This is a genomic window from Bradyrhizobium sp. BR 10289, from assembly GCF_019455385.1.
Classification (GTDB): Bacteria; Pseudomonadota; Alphaproteobacteria; order Rhizobiales; family Xanthobacteraceae; genus Bradyrhizobium.
Window position 1 is genome coordinate 48583 of the sequence record NZ_JACOFR010000033.1, and the last position, 23000, is coordinate 71582.

Below are 23000 nucleotides of genomic sequence, written 5' to 3' on the forward strand. Positions count from 1 at the left end.
GCTGCGAACTCTGAAGCGTCGCGGACAGCCGCTCAGGCCGGGATCCAGCGTCTTTCGACGATGATGAGAAAAGTCTTCGTCTTGTTGCATCTGAGCGACAATCTGGCGGCGCTGCGAACCGCGTACGCTGAGCATGCATCCCTCCGCCGAGGGGCCAAGACTCAAAAGAGCGGCCTGCAAGGATGCTCAATATCTGGTCGCACTGAGCGACTTGCGGCGAGGGATTCGGCTGTCCTTTGTCCACAGCGTCGGGAGCCCATGACTTTTCTTCTTGCGTTGGGTGTCTCGTTATTATGTAGTTGTGCTTAGCAAACCGGCCCGCGATCGGGCGGTGTTGCCTTTTTGCTCTGCCCCGTGCGGCAGGTTGGATAGCGTAGAGGGACCAGTGGCGTGGTCCTGAGCTAAGGATACCCGGAGCCTAGCTAGGCTCCTTCTCGAAGCTTTAACCAGCACACGCTGGCGCTTGTCTGCGGCTTTGGCCGCGAGCGCCACGGGAGAATGGGTATGCTCAACGTCCAACAAAGACCGCTTGCGGCTCTCAAGCGGAATCCGCGCAATGCGCGGGCACATTCCAACAAGCAAATCAGTCAAATCCAAACCAGCATCCGCGAGCTCGGCTTCATTGTTCCCATTGTCATCGATGATGAGGGCATTGTGCTAGCCGGCCATGGTCGGCTCCTCGCTGCCGAACGGATTGGGTTGGAAGCAGTGCCGACCGTGATTGTCTCCCACTTAAACGAAGCGCAGAAACGAGTTTTCGCACTCGCTGACAACAAGATCGCGGCGAACGCGGGCTGGGACCGCGCAGCTCTTGCAGTTGAACTCGGCGAACTGACCGAACTACTCCCTCAACTCAATCTCGATATTTCAGTCAGCGGCTTCGAACCGGCGGAAATTGACAGCTTGCTCACCGACTTTGCTGGACTGACCACCGAACCCGATGACGGCGTGGCCATCGCCTCGGATCAGACTCCCATTTCGCGACGAGGTGATCTTTGGCAAATGGGAACGCACAGGCTGCTGTGCGGGGACAGCACTGCTGCCAGCGATATGGCGACGCTGACTTGCGGTCAGCAGGCGGCGATGGTGTTTGCCGATCCTCCTTATAACGTGGTGATCAAAAAGACCCTGGGACGTGGCCGCATCAAGCACCGCGAGTTCCTGCAGGGCTCCGGAGAAATGAGCGAGGCTGATTTTGACGGCTTCTTGCAAAAAGCCATGCGGCGCGCCTCCGAGCACTCAAAGTCCGGCTCGATCCAATTCTTCTGCATCGATTGGCGCCACATCGCCGCAATGATCACAGCCGGCAAAGTCATCTTCGGCGAGCTCGCAAACCTGATTGTCTGGGTCAAGACCAACGCCGGCCAAGGCAGCTTCTACCGATCGCAACACGAGCTGATCTGCGTGTTCAAGAATGGAGATGCTCCTCACCAAAACAACGTCGAACAAGGCAAGCACGGCCGGAACCGGACCAACGTGTGGCAATATCCCGGTGTCAACACGTTTCGAAAGGATCGCATGCGAGATCTAGCGGCGCATCCCACGGTCAAGCCGATCACTCTAATTGCCGACGCGATCAAAGATTGCACCTACCGCAACGATATCGTGCTCGACCCCTTCCTCGGCTCGGGAACGACCCTTCTTGCTGCGGAGCGTACCGGTCGCCGCACCTATGGGCTCGAGATCGATCCCATCTACGTCGATTGCGCCATCAAGCGCTGGCAGGACCTCACTCGGCGCGATGCGATCCTGGAATCGACCGGCCAGACTTTCGATGAGCTCGCCGCAAGCAACCACCGAAGCCAGGATCGGAGGGCGGCGCCATGAGCAACGACAGGGAGGATAAACCAGCCAAGCCGCGGATCCAACGAATCCGACTGCACGACAATGCCTCCGGCGACAGCACCGACGGCCATGAATCCAAGGTCGGCAACAACGACGACGAGAAGGTCGGCTATGGCAAGCCGCCCAAGGCCCATCAGTTCAAACCCGGGCAGAGCGGCAATCCAAGCGGAAGACCTAAAAAGCGCAAGGACGAAGCAACGCTAACGCGCGAGCTTCTCGATCGGATCGTCACAATAACCGAACGTGGAAAGGTCAAGCGCATCCGGATGATTGAGGCGCTCATTCGCCGAGTCTTGGAAGACGCACTCAAAGGCAACATCAAGAACGTCAAACTCTTGTTCGCTCTCTATAACGCGGCATCAACAAATCAATCCATCGAGGACCTGACCGAAGATGATAAGGCCGTGCTCGCAGTCTACGAAAGCCAACTTTTTGCAGACCGATCCGGTAAGGTTGCGTCCGATGATAGATGAGCGCAAAGTCTTGAACGCGCTATTGCGCACCAAATTCAAGGTATTCTTACACTACGCGGTGAGGACCTTGAATGCGGGCGCTCCTCTGCTCGATAACTGGCATCTTGACGCCATCGCTTATCAGCTGGAGCGTGTCCGAACCGGCGAAGTGACGCGGCTCATCATCAACGTGCCTCCGCGCCATTTGAAGTCCATCACGGTTTCTGTGGCTTTTCCTGCCTTTCTGCTCGGTCACGATCCGAGACGGCGGATCTTCGGCATTAGCTACAGCAACGACCTGTCCTACAAACACGCTGCCGATTTTCGGACCATCGTCGAGTCAGGCTGGTTTCAGCGCGCCTTTCCCAACATGAAGATCGATCGCGCTGCCGGCGGCGACGTTTTCACGACACGACGCGGCTTTCGTAAGGCAACCTCAGTCAAGGCCACGCTGACGGGTCTCGGCGGAGGTGTGTTCATCATCGACGATCCACAAAAGCCGGAGGATGCCCAATCGGAAGCGCTTCGCAACGACATCAATCAGTGGTTTTCGAATACCCTACTCTCCCGGTTGGACAACAAACAGACCGGTGTCATCATCGTCGTGATGCAACGCGTTCATCTCAATGACCTTACCGGCCACCTGCTCGAAAAGAGCCAAGATTGGACCGTACTCAACCTTGCCGCCATCGCCGAAGAGGATGAGAGGATTGAGGTCGGCAAGGGGGAGTTTTAGACTCGACGGGGCGGCGCAGCTTTACATCCCGAGCACGAGTCCCTCGCCACTCTGGAACGTTTGCGGGTCGAACTGGGCAGCGAGGTCTTTGCAGCGCAGTATCAGCAATCGCCCGTCCCCCCAGGGGGCGCCATCATCCGCAAGGAGTGGCTGCGCTACTATGACGTCGCGCCCGAGCGCAGCTACAAGACCAAGCTTGTTCAATCCTGGGACACCGCAGCCAAGGACGGTGCCAACAATGATTGGTCGGTCTGCAGCACTTGGCTCTTGGTCGACCGCAAGCACTATTATTTGCTGGACGTCACCCGAGGCCGTTACGACTATCCGCGCCTGCGCGATACCGCTATCGCCCTCGCTGAGCGCTATAACCCTACCGCCATCTTGATCGAAGATGCGTCGACCGGAATCGCGCTTGCGCAAGAACTCCGGCAATCTGGCGTGTTCGTCGTCAAGCCAATTCCTATCGAGCGGGATAAGGTCAACCGGCTGTGGATCCAGCAAGCCAAGTTCGAGGCAGGACTGGTTCACTTTCCGCGCAACGCGCCATGGCTCTCTGCGTTCGAAGCTGAACTACTCGCTTTCCCGCAAGCGCGACACGACGACCAAGTCGATAGTCTCAGCCAAGCACTCGCCTTTAAGGCGCACGGCTATGATGCCTCGCTTTCATGGGTAGCCGGCGACTACTAGTCTCGTTATTGGGCAAACTATCGGCCGGGGCGACAGACGGCACAAAATGATCGGCTCACCCTAAACTCCAGCACAAAATTGCTCGCTTTTTCGCTCGACTTCCAGACTTTCCGGAGCGTTCCTGTGTTCGCACCCGGTCCGTTTTGAATTCCGAACGGACGCAATCCGAACATCTTCGCTCGCGTTCCGCGCAAGTGAGCAAAAAACTGAGAACTCAATGGCACGCGGCAAGACGCCTCGAAAAGACGGGAATACGCCCAAACGGGTCGCCCGTTCGAAGCAGCTCCGATCACAAGCATCAGATTTACGTCCATCCCGACCCGCACCGTCGCCTGTTCTGCGCGATACCGTCATTGGACCGAAGATGACCAAACAGCTCCGCATCATTGCCATGTTGCAACAAGAGCCCGGCGTATCCATTGCCAACATCGCGGCGGCAACCGGCTGGCAAAAACATTCAGTGCGGGGATTCTTCGCCGCGATCGTCAAGAAGCGGTTTGGCTTTGATCTGGCTTGGTGCAAGAGCGAGGCCGGCGAACGGCTCTATCACATCGAGCTCTTGACGGGTCGCGAGCCCAAAAGGGGCCGGTGATCGTGTCGCGTGATACAAGGATCAATCGTCGGCTCAATGATGAGCTGCGACAATTTTTGCTCGGCGGCGGGACGCAGGTGAGCCCGAAGGTCGCCGCCTTCGGTCTGCCGAAACTGCGCAGACTGGTCGAACAATTGGCAAGATATGATGACTTCCCCAAGAGAATTGATCCATCCGGCGAACATGCCTTTGGCACTTTCGACTTTGAAGGTGACACCGTCGTCTTCGAAATTGTGGTTCAACCCATCAAAGCTCGTCGAGGGCAGCGATTAAACCAAACACCGGGCGAACGGGTAATGAGCGTTATGCTGGGCGAAGAATCTGCGCTCCTGAATGGCAAAGAAGCTCGCTCGGACTCTTATCTAATTTCAAGAAAGGCTCGCTAGGCTACGTCTCCCACTCGACGCTCTCCTCGTACCGACGCATGGTGCATCGTGCCGATCCCGTCAGCGCAATCAGTCGCTCCGCATAAGCGGCTTGTCGCTTCACGGTTGGAGCAAGGTCGGCCACGATCGTCTCAAGATCCGGCGCGGCTATCGCGAAGTCGAAAGCTTCGTTGTGGGTGACGAATCGACGTCCCAAACCACTTGGAGTCATGACGGCAAAGCCATAACGCAAATATGGATAGATCGACTTGTGCCTAGCAGCCTTTGCCGAATACAGGATGACGTCATGTGAGCTGAATGAGCCGACCTTCAACTCGATCACCACAAGCGGCGCGGCTTGCAGCGAGATCAGGATATCGGTCTGAAATGCGTACTGGCCGCGAGCGGGGCTTGCCTCGGCTGTGTGGCTGAGCTTACCCTGCGCATTGACTTCGATCTTGTAGAGCAGGCTTTTGCCGGTTTCGACCGTGAAGTTTGACAGTCGGGTAGCCAACGCCTCGCTGATTCGGACCGCAATATCCGCCTCGCTTGTTCCCGAGGCATGCTGCGGTTCTTCTCGCAATCCAACGATATTGCCGTCGTTTCGTGCCGTTTTGCGTTTGACTCTCACGCTACCCATACGATGCTCCCAACACCAATTGACCGCTGGACCAGTCACTCCGTCCGGCGCAAAGATCCAGTCCAAAGCGGGCTGTCGCTGCTAGATCAGCAGATCAGAGTTAATTTTATCCTGTTATGGGATATTTCTTCCAACGCGGTCCCTGACTTATCTTGGGGCCGCTGTGAGAGCGACGCCGTCGGTGCCGACAGGCTGACGCGCAGCGTCCAGCCCAGCTTACGGAATGCACCCAAATACCAATAATCCTATTTTGGGATAAACCCGTCTCGGGATCAAATTGCGTGCCGCCGAAAACAACGCCCGGCGGCCATGGAAAAATCTCTCACCTCCGCCGAGTATGCACGGCTCATCGCCCTTCTGGTTGCAACCCGACATAAGGCGGGCATCCGGCAACAGGCATTGGCCAAGAAACTCGGCAAGCCTCAATCCTTTATCGCCAAATATGAGGGCGGTGAGCGGCGCCTTGATGTCATCGAGTTCATTTCCATCGCCGAGGCATTAGGTGCGGACCCGACTAGGCTGTTCCGCCGATTCATTCAGGGCCGAAAGTGAACGGCGCGCGAATCAGACGGTCTTCGGACAGGTCTTTCTGAGAGCACGCGGGGGCTCTCCTTCTGATGAACCCGACGCCGGCCCGCACGAAGGAGGCAAATACGGCCATTGGACTGGACTTCGAGACCGGAACGAGCGTGCATCATGGCTTAATCATCAGGACGAGCCAACCACATGACCTATCAGCCCATCGAACAGGCTATCACCGCCTGCCTCCTCGAGATGCACACCAAACTGGTCGAAGCCGAGCAAATCGCCAAAGCTGCGTGCGCTTGTGCAAAGGCGGGACGGCCCACCGAAGCGGTTCAGGTCTCAATGGATTTGGATCAACTGGTTTACGATGCCGGACGTCTCCACGATGCGAGCTGCCTGCTGCTGAGGCTCTCTGAGAATTGAGGCGACGGCGTTCGTCGCCCCCGCACCGGGAAAACCACCTGGCAAAACTGCGCCGCTGTCAGCCGATCATTCGCGCTTGTTCGCCACGTCTCCTTCATGGGGCGGCGGCAGCAATCGGAACGCGATTTCCTCCTACAATGAGCAATCATATTGCTGCAGAAAGGACTGGCATTCGCCTGCTATTGGAGCGTTACTGAGTCGGCTAGGCGCAATCGCGTAGCCGGCATCCAACCTCGCCGACGCGGGGCTTAAGGCAGTGCGGCAAATGACGTCGCACCAAGCCTTAGTCGCAAGTGTGAGGAGATATCGTTGCGTACCATCGAGATCGAAGACGCGGCATTGCCGCGCTCTGCCATCCTTAAATTCAATCCGAATGACCGACGCCATTTTATCGGCGGATCGGACGCCCGCACCATCATGGGAGACGATCAAGATGCGCTCATTCGTCTCTGGCGCGAGAAGCGTGGCGAAATCGAACCGGAAGACCTCTCAGACAATCTGGTCGTCCAGCTCGGAACAGTCACGGAGGTTCTCAACCGTGCCTGGTACCAGAGGTCCTCCGGGCAGACCATCAAGGACATCCAGAAGCGTGTCCGACATCCCGTGCACAAATGGATGGCAGCGACATTGGACGGGATGGTCGAGCAGACCGGCGCCGTGTTCGAAGCCAAGTTCATGCTGCCTTGGGCTTTCACCGAGGAAGCTGCCGCCGACAAACACATGGCCCAATTGCAGCACAACATGTGGGTTACGGCCGCCCGCAACGCGGTTCTCTCGATCATCACCGGCGGCGGCAGATGGGTCGAGATCGAGATCCACGCCGACCCGCTCTATCAACACCTGCTCCTTACCGCAGAAAAGAAGTTCTGGCGCTGCGTCCAAAGCGGTGAGCCGCCTGCCCTTTTCAACATCGAGACACCGCGCCCCCGACTGGAAGCAGTCAAAGTGGTCGATATGTCCGCGTCCAACCGATGGGCGGACCTAGCGGCCACCTACCTCCGCACCCGGGACGCCCATGCCGAGCATGAGACCGCCAAGGCCGACCTGAAACAGCTCATGCCCGAGGATGCCAAGGAGGCGACCGGCCACAGGCTCAAGGCTAAGCGCTCCAAGTCCGGCGCGATCAGCTTCGAAGTCCAACCGGTGGAGGATTCCTGTGCATCGGTCCAGTGAACACATTGGGGCCATCGCAGCCGCCTTGGCCCGGGCCCAGGCTGAGCTGATGAACCCGGAAAAGACCCTGACGGCCATCATCCGGTCGCCCTTTCCGCGTGAGAACGACCGGACCTTCCGCTACGCCTCCCTGGCTGCGGGCCTGGACATCGTCCGTAAGACCCTCAGCCAACAGGAAATCGCCACCATCCAAACCACCCGGACCGAGCAGATCACGGGCCAAATCCATCTCACGACCCTGCTCGCGCACGCCTCCGGGGAATGGATTTCCTCCGACCTGCCGGTCTGCGCCGGCAAAGAAATCGAGGCGCCGCATCGGATGGGCGCGGCGCTGACCTACGCCCGCCGCTATGCCCTGTTTGCGCTGGTTGGAATTGCCGGCGAGGACGATCTGGACGCCCCTGACTTCGCGACAGGACCGTCGGCGGCCACGGCGCCTCAGAGCACGCCAGGAAGCCAAGGCAGGCCCAAAGGCGTGCTGAACCGGTGCCCGGTTCTGCCGCCCGAACGCTCGGCCGAGCTGCTGGACCGTCTCCTGGTCGAGCTTGCGCACCAGCAGGGCGCCGAAGCGCTGTTGGCCTGGGCCAAGGCCAGCCTGCCGCTCAAAAACACCCTTCTAGAGGCGGACGCCCGCATTCTGGAGGATTCCTATTTGAACAGCCTGCAGGAAACAGTCCTTGTAGAACGCGATACGGAGAGCCAAGACCCCTTACCAGAGCCCGCTGAACCGCCGCCAGCAACCACACCCGCCCCGGCTCATCCAGCGGCCTCTCCCTCATTCCCAGAGCACGTCAGTCTCGCCTTTCCGAAAGAGCCTCCGCGCAGGCGGAGCAAGGAGCACCTCGCCTTCATTCGAGGCCAAGGGTGCCTGGTCTGCCAAAAGACCCCCGCTGACGCGCATCATCTGAAATTCGCTCAACCCCGGACTTTGGGCCGCAAGGTCAGCGACGAGTTCACGGTGCCACTCTGCCGGTCCCACCATCAATCCCTTCACCGGCACGGCAACGAGCGGGCTTGGTGGACGAACTTGCAGATCGATCCCGTGCCGATCGCACGGGAGCTTTGGGCGGCGAGCCCGGTCCAAATCGTGGAAGGCGCAAACCTTGCCGCTGCACGGCAGTCGCATTCGGGGATACAACCTCAATGAACACCACCATGCAACCATCCGACCCGCAAGCGCATCCCATCATACCGGCCCAGTATCAAGCGCTCTGTCCTCCACCCCAGCTTCTGCCCGGGGAGAGCATCGATCAATATCACGCGCTGCCAGCTGCAATCTTCCGCGACACCGATCCGCAGTCAGCGATCGAGTGGTTGCTGGTGATCGACATTGCCGAACTATCTTGGGAGATGCGGCGCTACCGCGTCCTGCGCCACAGCTGCTCAACACCTACCGCCACAAAGCGATCGAGATGACACTTCGTCGCATCGATGTTGCCGGTTTCTCTCCACACCTGCAAGACATCGCCGAGCAACACACCAGCCAGAACGCTCTGGATTGGCAGCTCGACCCATCGGCTGCGATCGAAATCGAAGCTTGGCTACAGACCCACGGTTTTGATGAGCACGCGGTCAACATGGAAGTTTATGTTCAAGCCCGTGAGATGCTCAGCCTGTTTGAAGCATTGCTCAACGGAGCAAAATTGCGGCGCATCGTCCTGTTCAAAGAGCTTACAAGCATGCGGAGAGCGCGGTCAGATCGCATCGCTCTCACAATTGCCCCGAGCCCGCTGGCGCGCCACCCAATTGCCAAGTCCGGAATTAGTGCAGCAACATGAAATTGACAGCGCTCAACAATCCTCCACAGAGATCTTGTTCTACCAGCACTAGATTTCAGCCCGAGCAGTGCATCGCGACAAGCCTTATTTGCGCTCGCGCCCCAGGCATCGAGACCAATCGGTTAGGAGTGGTGCAATGAAAGCCTCGAGATTAGAACCGTCGAACAGGTAACCTGCAACACCGGCCGCTCGAGCTGCATCGAGATCGCTCTGCTTGTCTCCCACCATAAAGCTACAGCTCGCGTTGGCGTGAAACCGCTCAAGCAACCTCTTAATCATACCCGGCTGCGGCTTGCGGCACGTGCAAGCAACACTATATTTTGCAATCAGGCCATTGGGATGATGCGGGCAATAGTCGAACGCATCGATACGGGCACCGACGCTGGCGAGATCGCTCGCCATCCAATCGTGTAAAGTAAGGACGTCACGTTCTTCGTAAAATCCTCGAGCGACACCCGATTGATTAGTCACGACGAACGCAAAGTAACCGGCATCATTCACGGCTCTTACGGCTTCGCGAGCTCCGGACACCCAGCGCAACGCATTTGGTTCGAAGACGTAGCCATCGTCCTCGTTGAGAACACCGTCACGATCGAAAAATACCGCCGGGCGCATTAGGTACCATGACTTAGGCCTGAGAACGCACCGACATCTTGCGTCAAGTGCGGGCTCAGTTCAACCGTCGTCGCCTTTAAGAACCATCCTCCTCCGGCTCCTTCTGTTGCCTTGGCGCCGGTCGACCTCCTCATCTGCAAAGTGGAAAGGCTCCACTGAAGCGCGGAACTCAGTCTAAGCCTCAACTCAACGGACGGTCGCCATCAGCCTAGGTACTCCTCTACACTTCAGTGCGGGACTCAAGCGATATGAGCAAAATCTTGCTACGGAAACGACTGGCATTCCTCTGCAATTGGAGCGTTACTGATTCCAGAGGGCGCCGGAGCGCAACAGCTATCTCGCCCCAAGCTGGCGGGGGCTCGCGGCAGTGCAGCCATAAGCTGCATTCGCGAAGCGAAAACGAGAGATACCTATGACCTGCCTTCAATCGAACGGCGCGGATTCGCCCAATGAGATCATTCGGTTCAATCCGCACGATCGGCGCCACTTCATCGGCGGCTCTGACGCCCGCATCATCATGGGAGACGACCGAGAGGCTCTCGTCCGACTGTGGCGGGAGAAACGCGGCGAGCTCGAGCCGGAGGATCTCTCTGACAATTGATCGTTCAACTCGGCACCGTGACCGAGGCGCTGAACCGCGCGTGGTATCAAAAGTCCTCGGGGCAAAGCATCAAGGACATCCAGAAGAGGGTCCGTCATCCCGTGCACAAATGGATGGCCGCGACGCTGGACGGGGTCGTCGAACAAACCGGTGCGGTCTTTGAGGCCAAGTTCATGCTGCAATAGGCTTTCATTGAGGAGGCCGCAGCCGACAAGCACATGGCGCAGCTCCAGCACAACATGTGGGTCACCACAGCGCGCAGCTCGGTTCTCTCCATCATCACCGGCGGAGGCAAAATGGGTGGAGATCAAGATCCACGCCGATCCGCTCTACCAGCATCTCCTGCTCACAGCCGAGAAAAAATTCTGGCGCTGCGTCCAGACCGGTGAGCCGTCCCTCCTGTTCAACATCGAAACGCCGCGCCAGAGGCTCGACGCCGTCAATGTCGTCGATATGTCCACCTCCAATCAGTGGGCGCAGCTCCCGGCAACGTATTTGCGCGCGCGAGAAGCGCATGGGGAGCATGAGAGCCCAAGGCTGACCTGAAGGAGGCCATGCCAGAGGGCGCTAAAGAGCGACCGGGCATGGGATCATGGCTAAGCGCTCGAAGTCGGGCGCGATCAGCTTCGAAGCGCAAACCGTGGAGGCCTCCTATGCACCGATCCAGTGAGCGCATCGGAACGATTGCGGCCGCGCTTGCGCGAGCCCAGGCCGAGCTAGTGAACCCTGAGAAGACCCTGACCGCCGTCATCATGTCCCCCTTCCTGCGAGAGGCGGATCGGACTTTCCGCTATGCGTCCTTAGCTTCTGGTCTGGACATCGTTCGGAAGACGCTGAGTCAGCAGGAGATCGCAACCATCCCGACCACGCGGACGAGCAGGTAACCGGTCAGATTCACCTCACCACCCTGCTGGCCATAACCGTCCGTTGGGGGCCGCGGGATGATCGCGCGGTGCGGTGGCCCGCTCAGGCCGCAGACTGAACGGGGCTGTTTTTCCATTGCTAAGGCAGCAGCTCATTGAGCCGACCTTGCGGGGTGCTGGCGACGCCGGCGAGCACGTCGACGAGCCAGGCCTGCGGATCGATGTCGTTGAGCTTTGCCGTCATGATCAGCGTCGCCATGATGGCGGCGCGATCAGCGCCGCGTTCCGAGCCGGCGGACAGCCAAGACTTGCGGCCGAGAGCAAAGCCGCGCAGCGCGCGCTCCGCCGCATTGTTGGTCAGGCAGATCCGCCCGTCATCGATGAAGCGAGCGAACCGGTCCCAGCGGCGCAGCATGTAATCGATTGGCTTGGCGACGGCGGAGGAGTTTGACAGTCGAACGCGCTGCTGGCGCAGCCAAGCTTCCAGCGCTGTCAGCAATGGAGCACTTTGCTCCTTGCGTACTCGCAGCCGCTCTTCGGCGCTTAGGCCGTTGATGCCGCGCTCAATATCGAACAAGGCGTCGATGCGCTTGACCGCCTCCAGGGCTATCGGCTAGATCGCCGCGGCATTCTTGTTGCGCCTCGCATTTGCGGCGATGTCCGCCAACTCGAAGAACTGCCGCCTGGCGTGGGCCCAACAGTGTGCAGGCGTGACCAGCCCCTGCGCGCGCGAGGCGTCATACAGCTCGTTGTAGCCGCTATAGGCATCGGCCTGGAGCATACCGGAGAAGCTTTGAAGATGCAGTGTGGGACGCTCCTGCCGGCGGTCGCGCGAGGCATAATAGAGCGCGCCCGGCGGCGCCGGTCCGCCGAATGGCCGATCGTCGCGAACGTAGGTCCAGATGCGCCCCTTAACCGTCTGGCCCTTGGCCAGGATCGGCACCGTGGTGTCATCGCCGTGCAGCCGTTCGGCGGCGAGGCTAGGGCGCTCAATCAGCCCATAGATCGGCTGCAAGGCAGCCGCGCAGGCGCCGACCTGATCGGCCAGTGTCGACAGGCTCAGATCGATGCCCTCCCGGGCGTAGCGCTCGCTCTGCCGGTTCAAGGGCTGATGCTGGCCGAACTTCTCGAACAGGATCATGGCCAGGAGGTTCGGCCCAGCAAAGCCGCGCGGCGTCACCCGAGGGGCCAACGCACACTTGCGCTCGTCCTGATAGAACTCATTCCAGGCGCCGGAGGGAGCTTAACTTCGTCGGGCTTCACCCTTATCAGGATCACGACCAAATAATCAAAGATGCCGGTTGTGCCTCGATAGCAGACCCCTCAAGCGGTCAATCTAGACCATGACGTGATAACTAGGATCGACGTGCCCGAAATCGTAGCCGGTATGAGCGTGATTATTCATGGTCCAGCTCACGAGTTCTCCGCTGTTATCCCTCCACAGGATATCGCTTCTACCATCCCCGTTAAAATCACCAATCGTGGCCACCTTCCAGCTAGTATCAACGTGGCCGAGATCGAATCCACTGTACGAGTGGTTGTTCATATTCCAAGTCACGACCTCGCCTGTATTGTCGCGCCACAATAAATCGCTTTTCCCGTCCGCATCGAAATCACCAACTCCAACGATCTGCCACGCACTATCAACATGGCCAAAATCGAAGCCGGTATGTAGGTGATCATTCATTGTCCAGCTCACGACTTCGCCTGAACCATCTCTCCACAAAATGTCGCTCTTGCCGTCACCATCGAAGTCACCAAGCCCCGATACTTGCCAGCTGGTGTCGACGTGCCCAAAATCAAACCCGCTGTACGCATGATTGTTCATGTCCCAACTGACGAGTTCGCCCGTGCTACTGCGCCACAGAATGTCGCTATTGCCGTCGCCATTAAAATCCCCCGTAGCGGGTGAAGCGATCTGCCAGGTCAAGTCAACGTGTCCGAAATCGTACCCAGTGTAACTGGTACCATTCATGTTCCAGCTGACTACATCACCTGTATTGTCTCGCCACATAATATCTTGCGTACCATTGGCGTTAAAATCGCCTGTAGCTACAAGATGCCAATTACTACTGACCGGCCCTGGTCCAACTGTTGCGCCGGTATGTGAATGATCGTTAACAGTCCAGATAACTACCGTACCGTTGTCGGCCTGCCACAGGATGTCGCTCATATGGTCGTGATTAAAATCATCGCCCATGATGCCATTTCTGAACACCAGATCGACACCGCCGTATGTCCCATCGGCTTTATAATAGAAATGTCCGACGGGGTTATTGCTAAGCGTCAAACTATTGGTGATACTACCGTTTCCGTAGGACAGACTTGTCCCATTTTCGAAGTATGTGAAAGTACTGAGGCTACCGTCCGTAAAATTAATTCGGTCCGCGACGGACATGTCTGTGATGGTATATGCACCTAGGCCAAAGATAGTGCTTTGAAAGGTATCTGCCCCACCGTTGCCAGTAAGGGTCCCCACGAGCGCAGGATTTACTATGATTAGATCATTTCCACTTCCGCCAACTGCATTCTCAATATTCACTCCCGTTCCAACAGCGACATTGTTGGTATCACCGCCAACACTTGAGAAATGTTCCGGTCGCAGATCGATAGTAGCGCTTTGAGAGTATCCCGAGAAATCGAGCGTGTCCGTCCCACCTCGATCATAAACAGTGAATACAACGTGCTGCGAGGCAGATGTGATGCTGTAAGGCGATCCCGCGGTGCCATTGAAACCATAGACGGTGTTTCCGGAGAAGGTGCTCGTATTCGCGCCGTACAGTCGCTGGATGGCAGCAATGTCATGCAACATTGGTGTTTCGTCGTAGACAGAGAAGCTCCCACCGGTAAACGACTCGTCAAAATAGCTCATAAGCGTGTACATCCGAGTATCTTCTACGTACTCGGCGTTATTATCGTAGGTAATCGTCTGCCCCGGACCCGCGTTATACGCCCCGGGATGTTCAAGACCGAGGGCATGGCCGATTTCGTGAATAAACGTCATGAACTCGTAAGTTCCAGGATCGACGTTTGTTGTGGAGGCGTAATACGTGTTCATGAACACGTCCCCCTCCCACCGATTGTTACCTGTGGAAGCCGTTGTCTTCGTCACAGGATTAAATGCAAAAGCTTCGCTGTTGTCAGTGCTCGAAGAATAGTTTCCGAATAATATGGTTGCGTTATTGGTGTTGCCGAGATCAGTAAAAGTAATATTGGCAACAGACGACCAGAGTGATAGCGCGGCACGAGCTGCGGCCTGTTCTTGGGACGTAAATGCCGTGAAAGTGCCCACCACATCCCGACCGTTCACCGTGTAATCAGGCGCAGATGTGCGAAAGCCAAAACTAATTGTTGCCCCGGTACCTAGCGAAGACGACCAAGAGTAATTGTCGCGCGTGATTTGCTGCGCTGCTTCTGTGGTGCTCTTGTGGAGAGTCGGCGTTGCGTCTGGGGCCTCGACATGATCAACAATCATGTCGCTAGGCAAGTTGGGCGACGCGAAATCGGAACGACCACCGAAAAGGGAATCATTACTCCAAAAAATCTGACTGTCGAACTCGTGATCTTGGTCTTGATTCGACAGATTGGCGCGAGGAGTACGCAGCATGACAACCTCCTAAAAAATGTTAAGAGTGCAAACAGAATATCACAAGAACGAACTTTATCCGCGCGAAGGTATAATCGCTTGTTACCGGTGGCGCTGTCAACAACATTCCCCGAAAGAGTTGTGTTCAGACTTTGTTGCGCGCTTAGCTTATCTAGCGCCGAGCTCCTCGTCGCCGCGGGCAGTGGCGCTGGGAGAGCGGTTAAGCAAGGCATTGAACGTCCGGCCGGACCACCCCAGCGCATCGCACGGTCCCCGGGCCAGATCGTCTATGGCATCGCGATCAAGCCGAACTTCGTATCTTTTGTCGCGAAGTAGGTTGCGGCCCTTTTTGAGAAGTCTCGCTCGGCTTCAGCTCGGCAACCCTCGCAACGCAGTTGTTCGATACCCTACTCCTCCGTCTTCATGGGCCATGGTCGAAATAGCCTGCATGGATTCGGAGCCGAACTCTGTCGCCCACCGCAACATTCTCGTGAGCGTCCGGGTCGGAGCCGACTAGGGCACCGACACCCATCGTTCCCAAGCCAGCTTGACTGCTTCGACCTTGGGCTGTCCGCTGAATTTCCGCAGCCCTTGCCCGCCTCCCTCTCCATGAAATACTGAACTCGGTTTTAGTTAAAGGAGCAGCAGCTTATCGCTACTCCTTGATTTAGCGCCGCAATAAACTCAACGAGGAATGTCGCGGCAGTTGGGGGTGGGTAGCCACCAGCTAGAACGGACACTTGGGAAGTGCGCCCCACCAACCGCTACCTTCAGTACCTACGCCCGTTATGCAATCGCCGCTCGACTCTAGTGTGATCTTTAGCCCGTACCTTTGCCGATCAGCCGCACCATCGGTGGTGTAGCGGTAGGAACGCCCAGGCAACGGCTCCTTTGGAATGAACCTTAGATAGCCGCCTTCCACGAGAACGGGTGCTAGATCCTCTGCCGGATTGTCGGTGAATGGCGCTGGGAATACGCCACGCGTTGCGTGGTACCGATCCAATGCCCGCCTCAGCATCGCTGCATGCTCTGCACGTAAAGCATCTCGTTTTCGGATGTCATAGCTCTCAAGGACAAACAACGTTCCGAAGAAGAAGACGGAAAGGATAGCCAAGGCGCCCAAGCCTCGCGCTGTATTTAACCACATTGCTTAGCTCCCGCGCGACTTTGCTTGCCTGCTCTTTGATTCAGAGCATGCCTGATTACGGCAATACTCTGGCCCAAATCGGAGATGGCGGAAAGCAGGCGAGAACACTCCGCAGAGGAGCCGAAGGAGCCGATAGTTGCAGAGCTTCCTAAGACGGTTTCCCTCAAAAAATCTAATTGGTAAATGGAGCTTGGCGCCCGGGCGCCTCATTCCGATTGCGGGCGTCGCACCAAGCCTCTGAGTAACTCACGAAGTCAATCTGTAACAGAGATGGATCGTAGCGGATAATGGCGTCGATGGCAAAATGGCTTGCTGCGCCGACGAGAATGCAAGGAAAGATCGGTTAGGCATAAAAGCTGCCGATGGCTGCTCCTACAACAGCGTGAGTGCTTAAGATCATTGCGTGCGAAAGCGAAACAGGTAATGCCGAACCGCAAATCGGCTGGAACTGGTCGTGATGGACTTGAACGAGAAACCACGTTCCCCAACTCAAGCTTTCAGTCGGAAGGTGGAGGTCAGACGCGGACGCATCAATTGATCGGGCAAGTCAGTTCCAACAGCGGGCCGAAGCCCGCTCGAGACCCTACAACGAAGCTTCACCATCACGAATGGCCGCTCGTCACCGCAGCTTGCAGTTGAACATTTAAGAACCCCGCGTGAGGCGGAACACGCGTAAGTGGCCTTGATTACCCCATTCGGCTGAGCGTGTTGGCTTTCCCCAGGTCCATTTACCGGGCACATAGTGGTAAATCGGGCTATCTTTAGTCTTCGAGGGGTCTTTGTGCCCGTTCGACGAATACAAAATATCGGGATGATCCGAAGCGATCGTCGTATGCTCGTTGTCCCTGCTTGCACTGCGCGCCAGATCGACTGACATCAAGACCTCCCGATCTCTACCAAACCACAACCTCAGACGCTGTAACCGAAGTGCGACAGCGGAGATGATTTTTCTCGAGGCTGGACTCCTGAGAGTGTCGTTTCTCGGGGCAACCGCCATCCATGATGGCTACGCTCCTGGACAGCTGCGACCAAAGATGTGCGTCTATTCCAGCGCAGAGACGCCATTAATCTGGAGCAGCAGAACCGAAGCTTAGCGCTGATGTCCCAGGCCAATTCCGAGATTGCGCGCTTTTTGTAAGCCTAATGTCTTGTAAGCCTAATGCCGCCGTTGCTGTACCCTTGGTGCCTGCGCTTGATCTGTTTTTGCGATCCGACTACGCACACGATGCGCGCGTCCTTAAACCGGCCGTGAGCAACTTTTACGAGATGGCGGCGTCCTCGCGCAGATAACCTTTCTCTTTCAGGTGAGCGATCAGCAGATCGTTAATCATCGCAGCAACGGGCACCCGCCTGGCTTTGGCGGCTTTCTCGGCCGCAGCCTTGACATCGTCGGTCACTCGAAGCGATATCGCTGAATGCTTTGGCATGCTGATATTTGCGTCACCAAAGCGCGCATCTAAGCTGTATTTCCCGCGTGAGTCGAGTCCACTCCCGCGCGGCTGGCGGTCGAAGCGCAGCAAGTGAGGAAATTTTCCGCGCTGGGGCTTGAGATCGGTGTCATCAAGAGTCCTGCCGGCGATCGTAGTGTGGACGTGGTGTCGGTGCCATGATGGCCGGGATTCCGCGCCGCCGCATCAGCCGCTCGATCCAACCCGGCTTGCGTGCCTGCACAGGACGACATGGAGACGGGGTGTGCCGTAGCGCCGGCTGCTATGTTGGTGGATTTGTGGGACCGCGGCCGACAGCCCGGAATTCTGTGCGTCAAGTTCAGCAAAATCGGTCATGGGGTCCGGTTGAGCCCTCCCCTCGGAGCCGCCGTCGCTCGCTCTCATCCAGAAGCGCAGCGGGCGAGCGACGGCGGCGGAGAGGGGTGGCGTTCATCCCCTTGGTGGGCCTGAGCATCGTCAGGCTGCCTGGCGTAGCGCCTCCTTCTTGTGTTCTCTGAGCAGATCCATGTTCAGGTAGCGATGATCCTCGAGCCAGGCCTCGTGGCGCTCGACGGTCAAGGCCCGGACGAGCCGCAAACAGCTCTCGGCATTGGGAAAGATCCGCACCACATAGGTCCGCCGCCGCATCTCCTCATTGAGGCGCTCCAGCATGTTGGTCGACTTCAGATGCTTGCGTTGCGCCAGCGGCAGGCGGAAGTAGGTCAAGGTCTCCTCAATGTTCTCTTCCACCCAGCCGGTGAGCTTCGGGTATTTGCCACCCCATTTGGTGAGCCAGGCCGCCAGATCGCGCCGCACCTCCGCGAGGTCGCGCCGGTCGGACATCCATCTGAGCTCGAGCAGGCAATCGTCGTCGACCTTGCGCGGCACATAATCGAGCGCGTAACGCAGGAAGTGCTCATAACAGCGTTGCCAGAACACGCCGCTGAGAACCTCGGGGATGGCCTCTTCAAGCCCGGATGGTCGTCGGAGACAACGAACTCCACCCCATGTAGCCCACGGGCCTTCAGCCCTTCCAAAAACTCCTTCCAGCTCGACCGGCTCTCCCGGTTGGCGAGATCGACCGCGAGCACCTGGCGCCGGCCTTCCCAGTCCACACCGATCGCGATCAGCACCGCGTGGCCGGCAATGATCCCATCCTCCCGGATCCGCTCGTAACGGGCGTCCAGGATGAGATAGGGGAATGGCTCTCTCAGCTTGCGTTCGCAGAAGGCCTTCAGCGAGGCATCCAGCCGCTTGTTGATCGCGCTGATCGCAGACGCCGAGAAGGCATGCCCCACCAGTTCCTCGGTGACCTGCTTCACTTTCCGTGTCGAGATGCCCTGCACGTACATCTCGCCCAATGCCGCAACCAGTGCCTTCTCCGAGCGCTGATAGCGCTCAAACAGTTCCGTCGAGAACCGCCCCTGCCGCTCCTCCGTCACCTTCAGCTCGATCTTGCCGACCCGGGTGATCAGCGAGCTCGTGTAGTAGCCGGAGCGGTAGCAGTGCGCTCCCCTTTCTCCGCACCCAGCGTCTCCGCCATCTCCGCTTCGAGCATCTCCTGCACCGCGGCCCGGATCACTGGCTTCAGGAACTCCTTGTCCGACGCCAAAAGCTGTTTGACGGCAGAGACATCCGTCCTAATCTTGGTCACGGTCATGGTGGTCCTTGCTCCTCTACGAGCGGTGATTTTCGCAACCACCGAACTATCATGACCGCTTCAGCCGCTCAGCTTTTGCAGAACCTACCGCACACTACCCAACCCGGTATCGGATTCGGCCGGCCAAACCTCGAGCACGGCACACATCAGCCGTATCGGAAGGCGTCGCAATGGTCCTCAATGAAGCGGACCTGATATCCGAGTTCCGGCGAGGGTGGTGGAGCGCCGCGCCGGTAATGTATCTTCTGCCGGAGCTTGCCCATCCCAGTGTGACAGCACCGAGTCGCGTAGACCCAATTCCTTTGGCGACTGATCCGATTGATCGACGGCTCCATGCCCCGCCTCAACAGAGCGCGATTGGTCTTAGCTGGGGCCACTATTGAGGTGGTAGTGCCTCCAGGGCAGTGGTCTCTACTACTGAAAGAGACGGCTGAGACCAATGTGTTCGGATAGTGCACGTCTAGTCTCAGGGTGCAGATTTCTGCGGAAATGTGCCTGGTCACGATAGATGAACTCGCCGCCGATGGACGTGATACAGCGGGATCGAGAGCACAATCTTTCGCCAGGGATCGTCAGCTCAACCGCGCCAGAAAACGAGTTTGCGACGTCTTTGAAGATCTGCAGGCTCTCGCTTTGGGGCTCGAACTCACGACGTAACGTCTTGTCAAGATCGAGATCGCAGCCGCGTCTGAGCAGACCCTCTTCGGTGGCGCACGGGATTGGGTCCGTCTTCCACTGTGGAATCGTTGTCACGATCAGAATGCGTTTGTGGATTTCGAGAAGCTGCCGGCAAAGCTCCGAGAGGGCCTGCTTGAAAGCCTCCTGCTTGTCGTGCTCCTTAAGCCGGTGCAATAGGATGTCCCAGGATGCGGCGATGATGACGCTCTCGATTTCTGGGCTCGACCTCAACAACGCCATGAGGGCAGATCGTTGACTTGCGCATTGCTGGTTATATCTGGGCAGCACGTCGATCGAATCGGTTGCTTCACGGCCTCCCAGGATGGCGGGGCAAGGTGTGAAGAGGGCGACGGCGACATCGGATATCGCCGCAAATGGCTCAAGAAGCGGAGCAAGATGCTCCGCATTGCTATCTCCCCACAAAACAGCTCTATGCTTCGAAGTCTGCCACCTGCCGCCAAATACACAAGTCGACGGCAAGCCCGACGAAATCGTAGCCAAGTCGCAGGGCCAATCCCACATCACACCAAGATCGCTGATTGCAGCGCTGTAGTTCGGTAATCGTGAAGGTAGGCCATCTTTGCTCTCGAGGTAGCCAGCAATGCAAAAGACTATGGCGCTCGCGAGACCCCCAACGGTAAAGCTTGTCCAGATCGATCGAGAATGCCTGAAGGGCTGCTCGATCGCTACGTAAGATATTGCCGAGATTGCGAATGCGATCGCCGCCAAAAGGAGTGCCTCGAATGGCGCGGGTTGCGCATTCGCAATATAATTGCGGTAAAGGACGAGAACCGGCCAGTGATAGAGATAAAGGCTGTAGGAAATGAGGCCGATCGGGCTGAGCGTAGCCAGTAACCTTGTGCCGATGGCCGGCTGGTCAGGAGAACGATGCGGCCAGATAATGCAGGCCGCCCCTAGGCAAGGCAGCAGCGCGGCTGGGCCAGGGAAGTGCAACTGATCGATCAACGTGAATGCGATCCCCAGCAGACAAAGGCCAATTATGGGGGCGAGCTCAGAACTCCAGCCGTAAAGCCGCGGAAGAAAAACGACCATCGCACCACACAGCAATTCCCATGCGCGAGGTAGCGCCAAGTAGAAGGCAGCTTTCTGGTCCAACGAGGACCATTCGAAGGACGCAGCCATGCTGATCAAGAATATCACGCAAACGGAGCGGGAGACGCCGACCGGGATTCTGCAAATCAAAAAGAATAGCATCGGCCATACCAGGTAAAACTGTTCCTCTACCGCCAATGACCAAGTATGCAACAGTGGAAGCAGGTCTGACGATCTGTCGAAGTAACCGGTGTTGGATAGAAAATAGAAGTTGGACAGACCGATCGACGCGACGCCCGCGCTGGCGCCCAGTGATTTGTAGTCAGGAGGCATGAGAACAAAGCGACCAGCAATGATCACGCAGAGGAGCATCGCAAGGAGCGCCGGAACGATGCGGCGCATCCGGCGAGCGTAGAATGCCGCCAAAGAAAATGAGCCGGCGGAGATCTCCTGCCTGAGGTGCGAGGTGATCAAATAACCGCTAATCACGAAGAACACATCGACGCCAGTGAAGCCGCCTGGCAACGGTACTCCATAATGGAACGCCATCACGACGAGCACGGCCACCGCGCGTAATCCGTCGATATCGGGTCTATAGCTGTGTCCTGGGTTCTTGACCATTATACCGATAACACCGGTCGGCAGTATTCACACCTGACAGGTAAAGCAATCCATCATAGCACTTCAAGAGCTCGCTCCGCGCTTGCACCGTTAGCTTGCTTGGATCTAGCTCCGACGCAAGGCGCCTCCGCGAGATCAGGTCAGACGCAGGCTGATCAGCAATATTGGCGGGATGACATCACGCCTGAGTAACTGAAGAAAAGCCAGGAACTACTATGAATCGATCTGCTCTGGGCGTAGCCTATTAGCCCCTCAAAGCTTCCTCGCGAACCTGCCGCGCAGGTCGTGAAGAAAATCGTGCTTCAGCGCTCCGACCGCCTACGAATGGGCCGTGACCGCCATCGGCAAGCCTCCAGTCGCCGACCTCGATTGAATGATTCATAGATAGACTAAGCTGCGGACGCTAGCGCTGCTTGCTGTAAGCACACTCACTATAGGGCTTCTTATGAACGCTGGAAATGACGCATGCACCAAGTCCTCACTTTCTGGATCATCGGCCAGTGCTAGGAGCTACCTTCTTGGACCCGGCGCGGCTGCTAGGGTGAAACCGGGGCGATGGCGTTTAGCGATTATCAACCGTAATCGCGTTAGCGTGTCGACTTCAGCAAAGAGGCAATTCATGTAGATTGATCTTTTCATAGGGTGAGCGATCGCGGCCGCCCTAGGGGCGCCCAGCGTGCTCTTCGGCACAATAGAATATTTTTACTACTTACAAGAAGCCCGCAATAGAGCAACCGGCCGATTTCGCTTAGGGTATCCTCAAGCAGCGAAACGTTGTCATTCGCTCGTATTTGCAGTTCTCAGCAAGAACTAATCAAGAAGTACGGAAACGGCGCAAAGCCGATAAGGCCTTGATCCACTTTTTGAGCTAGGCCGCGGTCGACCCGAATTCGGGGACGGCGTCCTTGAGAACGGTCCTGATGGTGGCGCGATCGTCGCGCGCGATCGCCTGCTCCAGCGCCGCAATCCATTTGCGCAGCGTCTGCATCGGCGGTTCGTTCGGTTGGGCGGCCATGATGCCGGCGACGCCGATCTCGCGGGTCGGCTCCTCGGAGGCGAAAAGGATCTCGTGCAGGCGCTCGCCCGGCCGCATGCCGGTGAACACGATCTCGATGTCGTAGCCGGGCTGCAGGCCCGAGAGGCGGATCATGCGCTCGGCGAGGTCGACGATCTTCACCGGCTGACCCATGTTCAAAACGTAGACCGAAACGTCGTGACGCTGCGTTCCGAGCGCATGCGTCGCCGCCGTGATGACGAGATCGCAAGCCTCACGAATGGTCATGAAGTAGCGGACCATGTCTGGATGGGTCACGGTCACGGGGCCACCGGCCTCGATCTGGGCCTTGAACTTCGGCACCACCGAGCCGTTCGAGGCGAGCACGTTGCCGAACCGGACCGAGATCAGCCGCATCGGCGGCTTGCCACTGCCGCCGCCCGCGGCGAGATCATGGTCGAGCGCCTGGCAGTACATCTCGGCGAAGCGCTTGGTGAGGCCGAGCATCGACACCGGCTCGATCGCCTTGTCGGTCGAGA

18 protein-coding genes and 4 pseudogenes are annotated in these 23000 nt (G+C 57.7%); 14 read left to right on the top strand and 8 right to left on the bottom strand.

Annotated features, from left to right (window positions below):
- Window positions 1-504 precede the first annotated feature (504 nt).
- From HYH08_RS34035 to HYH08_RS34055, 6 genes are all read left to right on the top strand, one after another.
- Window positions 505-1827: a site-specific DNA-methyltransferase gene (locus tag HYH08_RS34035; RefSeq protein WP_220014192.1), complete on the top strand. Its 1323-nt coding sequence runs from the start codon at window positions 505-507 to the stop codon at window positions 1825-1827.
- On the top strand, window positions 1824-2318 hold the full coding sequence (locus HYH08_RS34040) for a DUF5681 domain-containing protein (protein WP_220014193.1): 495 nt from the start codon (window positions 1824-1826) through the stop codon (window positions 2316-2318). The genes HYH08_RS34035 and HYH08_RS34040 overlap by 4 nt, the downstream gene beginning before the upstream one ends.
- Window positions 2308-3033 carry a hypothetical protein gene (locus HYH08_RS37600; RefSeq protein WP_228748264.1) on the top strand — a complete coding sequence of 242 codons (726 nt, stop codon included), beginning with the start codon at window positions 2308-2310 and terminating at the stop codon, window positions 3031-3033. The genes HYH08_RS34040 and HYH08_RS37600 overlap by 11 nt, the downstream gene beginning before the upstream one ends.
- A 60-nt stretch (window positions 3034-3093) precedes the next feature.
- Window positions 3094-3720, top strand: coding sequence for a phage terminase large subunit (terL, locus tag HYH08_RS37605; protein WP_228748265.1), 627 nt, complete (start codon window positions 3094-3096; stop codon window positions 3718-3720).
- A 364-nt stretch (window positions 3721-4084) separates the two neighbouring features.
- Window positions 4085-4312, top strand: a complete 228-nt coding sequence (locus HYH08_RS34050) for a DUF3489 domain-containing protein (RefSeq protein ID WP_220014194.1) — start codon at window positions 4085-4087, stop codon at window positions 4310-4312.
- Window positions 4313-4314: 2 nt separating this feature from the next.
- Window positions 4315-4698: a DUF3768 domain-containing protein gene (locus HYH08_RS34055; protein ID WP_220014195.1), complete on the top strand. Its 384-nt coding sequence runs from the start codon at window positions 4315-4317 to the stop codon at window positions 4696-4698.
- 1 nt (window position 4699) lies between these two features.
- Here the strand turns inward: HYH08_RS34055 and HYH08_RS34060 are convergent, their stop codons facing one another.
- Window positions 4700-5317: a hypothetical protein gene (locus HYH08_RS34060; protein WP_220014196.1), complete on the bottom strand. Its 618-nt coding sequence runs from the start codon at window positions 5315-5317 to the stop codon at window positions 4700-4702.
- A 309-nt stretch (window positions 5318-5626) separates the two neighbouring features.
- Here HYH08_RS34060 and HYH08_RS34065 point away from each other — a divergent pair, with 309 nt between their 5' ends.
- From HYH08_RS34065 to HYH08_RS37615, 6 genes are all read left to right on the top strand, one after another.
- Complete coding sequence (locus tag HYH08_RS34065; RefSeq protein WP_220014197.1) at window positions 5627-5869, top strand: helix-turn-helix domain-containing protein; 243 nt, start codon at window positions 5627-5629, stop codon at window positions 5867-5869.
- A 174-nt stretch (window positions 5870-6043) separates the two neighbouring features.
- Window positions 6044-6265 (top strand): hypothetical protein, encoded by a 222-nt coding sequence (locus tag HYH08_RS34070; RefSeq protein WP_220014198.1) that lies wholly within the window; start codon window positions 6044-6046, stop codon window positions 6263-6265.
- Window positions 6266-6583: 318 nt separating this feature from the next.
- Window positions 6584-7438 carry a YqaJ viral recombinase family nuclease gene (locus tag HYH08_RS34075; RefSeq protein ID WP_349631490.1) on the top strand — a complete coding sequence of 285 codons (855 nt, stop codon included), beginning with the start codon at window positions 6584-6586 and terminating at the stop codon, window positions 7436-7438.
- Complete coding sequence (locus HYH08_RS34080; RefSeq protein ID WP_220014200.1) at window positions 7422-8585, top strand: ERF family protein; 1164 nt, start codon at window positions 7422-7424, stop codon at window positions 8583-8585. Before HYH08_RS34075 ends, HYH08_RS34080 begins: the two co-directional genes overlap by 17 nt.
- Window positions 8582-8854, top strand: coding sequence for a hypothetical protein (locus HYH08_RS37610; RefSeq protein WP_228748267.1), 273 nt, complete (start codon window positions 8582-8584; stop codon window positions 8852-8854). Before HYH08_RS34080 ends, HYH08_RS37610 begins: the two co-directional genes overlap by 4 nt.
- Window positions 8851-9216 carry a hypothetical protein gene (locus HYH08_RS37615; RefSeq protein ID WP_228748268.1) on the top strand — a complete coding sequence of 122 codons (366 nt, stop codon included), beginning with the start codon at window positions 8851-8853 and terminating at the stop codon, window positions 9214-9216. The genes HYH08_RS37610 and HYH08_RS37615 overlap by 4 nt, the downstream gene beginning before the upstream one ends.
- Window positions 9217-9300: 84 nt before the next feature.
- Here the strand turns inward: HYH08_RS37615 and HYH08_RS34090 are convergent, their stop codons facing one another.
- A complete protein-coding gene (locus HYH08_RS34090) occupies window positions 9301-9831 on the bottom strand; it encodes a D-glycero-alpha-D-manno-heptose-1,7-bisphosphate 7-phosphatase (RefSeq protein ID WP_220014201.1) in 531 nt (176 codons plus the stop codon).
- A gap of 412 nt (window positions 9832-10243) precedes the next feature.
- Between HYH08_RS34090 and HYH08_RS34095 the strand changes: the two are divergent.
- Window positions 10244-11102 (top strand): annotated as a pseudogene (locus tag HYH08_RS34095) (YqaJ viral recombinase family protein).
- Window positions 11086-11348, top strand: a pseudogene (locus HYH08_RS37620) (ERF family protein); the annotation flags it as partial. The pseudogenes HYH08_RS34095 and HYH08_RS37620, both read left to right, overlap by 17 nt.
- 86 nt (window positions 11349-11434) lie before the next feature.
- Here the strand turns inward: HYH08_RS37620 and tnpC are convergent.
- The 6 genes and pseudogenes from tnpC to HYH08_RS34125 form a co-directional block, all read right to left on the bottom strand.
- Window positions 11435-12472: pseudogene (gene tnpC / locus HYH08_RS34100) on the bottom strand (IS66 family transposase); the annotation flags it as partial.
- 159 nt (window positions 12473-12631) lie between these two features.
- Window positions 12632-14902, bottom strand: a complete 2271-nt coding sequence (locus tag HYH08_RS34105; RefSeq protein ID WP_220014202.1) for a M10 family metallopeptidase C-terminal domain-containing protein — start codon at window positions 14900-14902, stop codon at window positions 12632-12634.
- A gap of 2385 nt (window positions 14903-17287) precedes the next feature.
- Window positions 17288-17548: a hypothetical protein gene (locus HYH08_RS34110; protein WP_220014203.1), complete on the bottom strand. Its 261-nt coding sequence runs from the start codon at window positions 17546-17548 to the stop codon at window positions 17288-17290.
- A gap of 384 nt (window positions 17549-17932) precedes the next feature.
- Window positions 17933-19115, bottom strand: a pseudogene (locus tag HYH08_RS34115) (IS256 family transposase).
- A 414-nt stretch (window positions 19116-19529) separates the two neighbouring features.
- Complete coding sequence (locus HYH08_RS34120) at window positions 19530-21467, bottom strand: acyltransferase family protein (RefSeq protein WP_228748269.1); 1938 nt, start codon at window positions 21465-21467, stop codon at window positions 19530-19532.
- A gap of 868 nt (window positions 21468-22335) precedes the next feature.
- Window positions 22336-23000: polysaccharide biosynthesis protein (locus tag HYH08_RS34125; protein WP_220014205.1), on the bottom strand; the 665-nt coding region annotated here is incomplete at its 5' end.

Coding starts and splice junctions, on each gene's coding strand:
- HYH08_RS34035 (WP_220014192.1), top strand. CDS start 505: ATGCTCAACGTCCAACAAAGACCGCTTGCGGCTCTCAAGCGGAATCCG.
- HYH08_RS34040 (WP_220014193.1), top strand. CDS start 1,824: ATGAGCAACGACAGGGAGGATAAACCAGCCAAGCCGCGGATCCAACGA.
- HYH08_RS37600 (WP_228748264.1), top strand. CDS start 2,308: ATGATAGATGAGCGCAAAGTCTTGAACGCGCTATTGCGCACCAAATTC.
- HYH08_RS34050 (WP_220014194.1), top strand. CDS start 4,085: ATGACCAAACAGCTCCGCATCATTGCCATGTTGCAACAAGAGCCCGGC.
- HYH08_RS34060 (WP_220014196.1), bottom strand. CDS start 5,317: ATGGGTAGCGTGAGAGTCAAACGCAAAACGGCACGAAACGACGGCAAT.
- HYH08_RS34065 (WP_220014197.1), top strand. CDS start 5,627: ATGGAAAAATCTCTCACCTCCGCCGAGTATGCACGGCTCATCGCCCTT.
- HYH08_RS34070 (WP_220014198.1), top strand. CDS start 6,044: ATGACCTATCAGCCCATCGAACAGGCTATCACCGCCTGCCTCCTCGAG.
- HYH08_RS37610 (WP_228748267.1), top strand. CDS start 8,582: ATGAACACCACCATGCAACCATCCGACCCGCAAGCGCATCCCATCATA.
- HYH08_RS37615 (WP_228748268.1), top strand. CDS start 8,851: ATGACACTTCGTCGCATCGATGTTGCCGGTTTCTCTCCACACCTGCAA.
- HYH08_RS34090 (WP_220014201.1), bottom strand. CDS start 9,831: ATGCGCCCGGCGGTATTTTTCGATCGTGACGGTGTTCTCAACGAGGAC.
- HYH08_RS34105 (WP_220014202.1), bottom strand. CDS start 14,902: ATGCTGCGTACTCCTCGCGCCAATCTGTCGAATCAAGACCAAGATCAC.
- HYH08_RS34120 (WP_228748269.1), bottom strand. CDS start 21,467: ATGGTCAAGAACCCAGGACACAGCTATAGACCCGATATCGACGGATTA.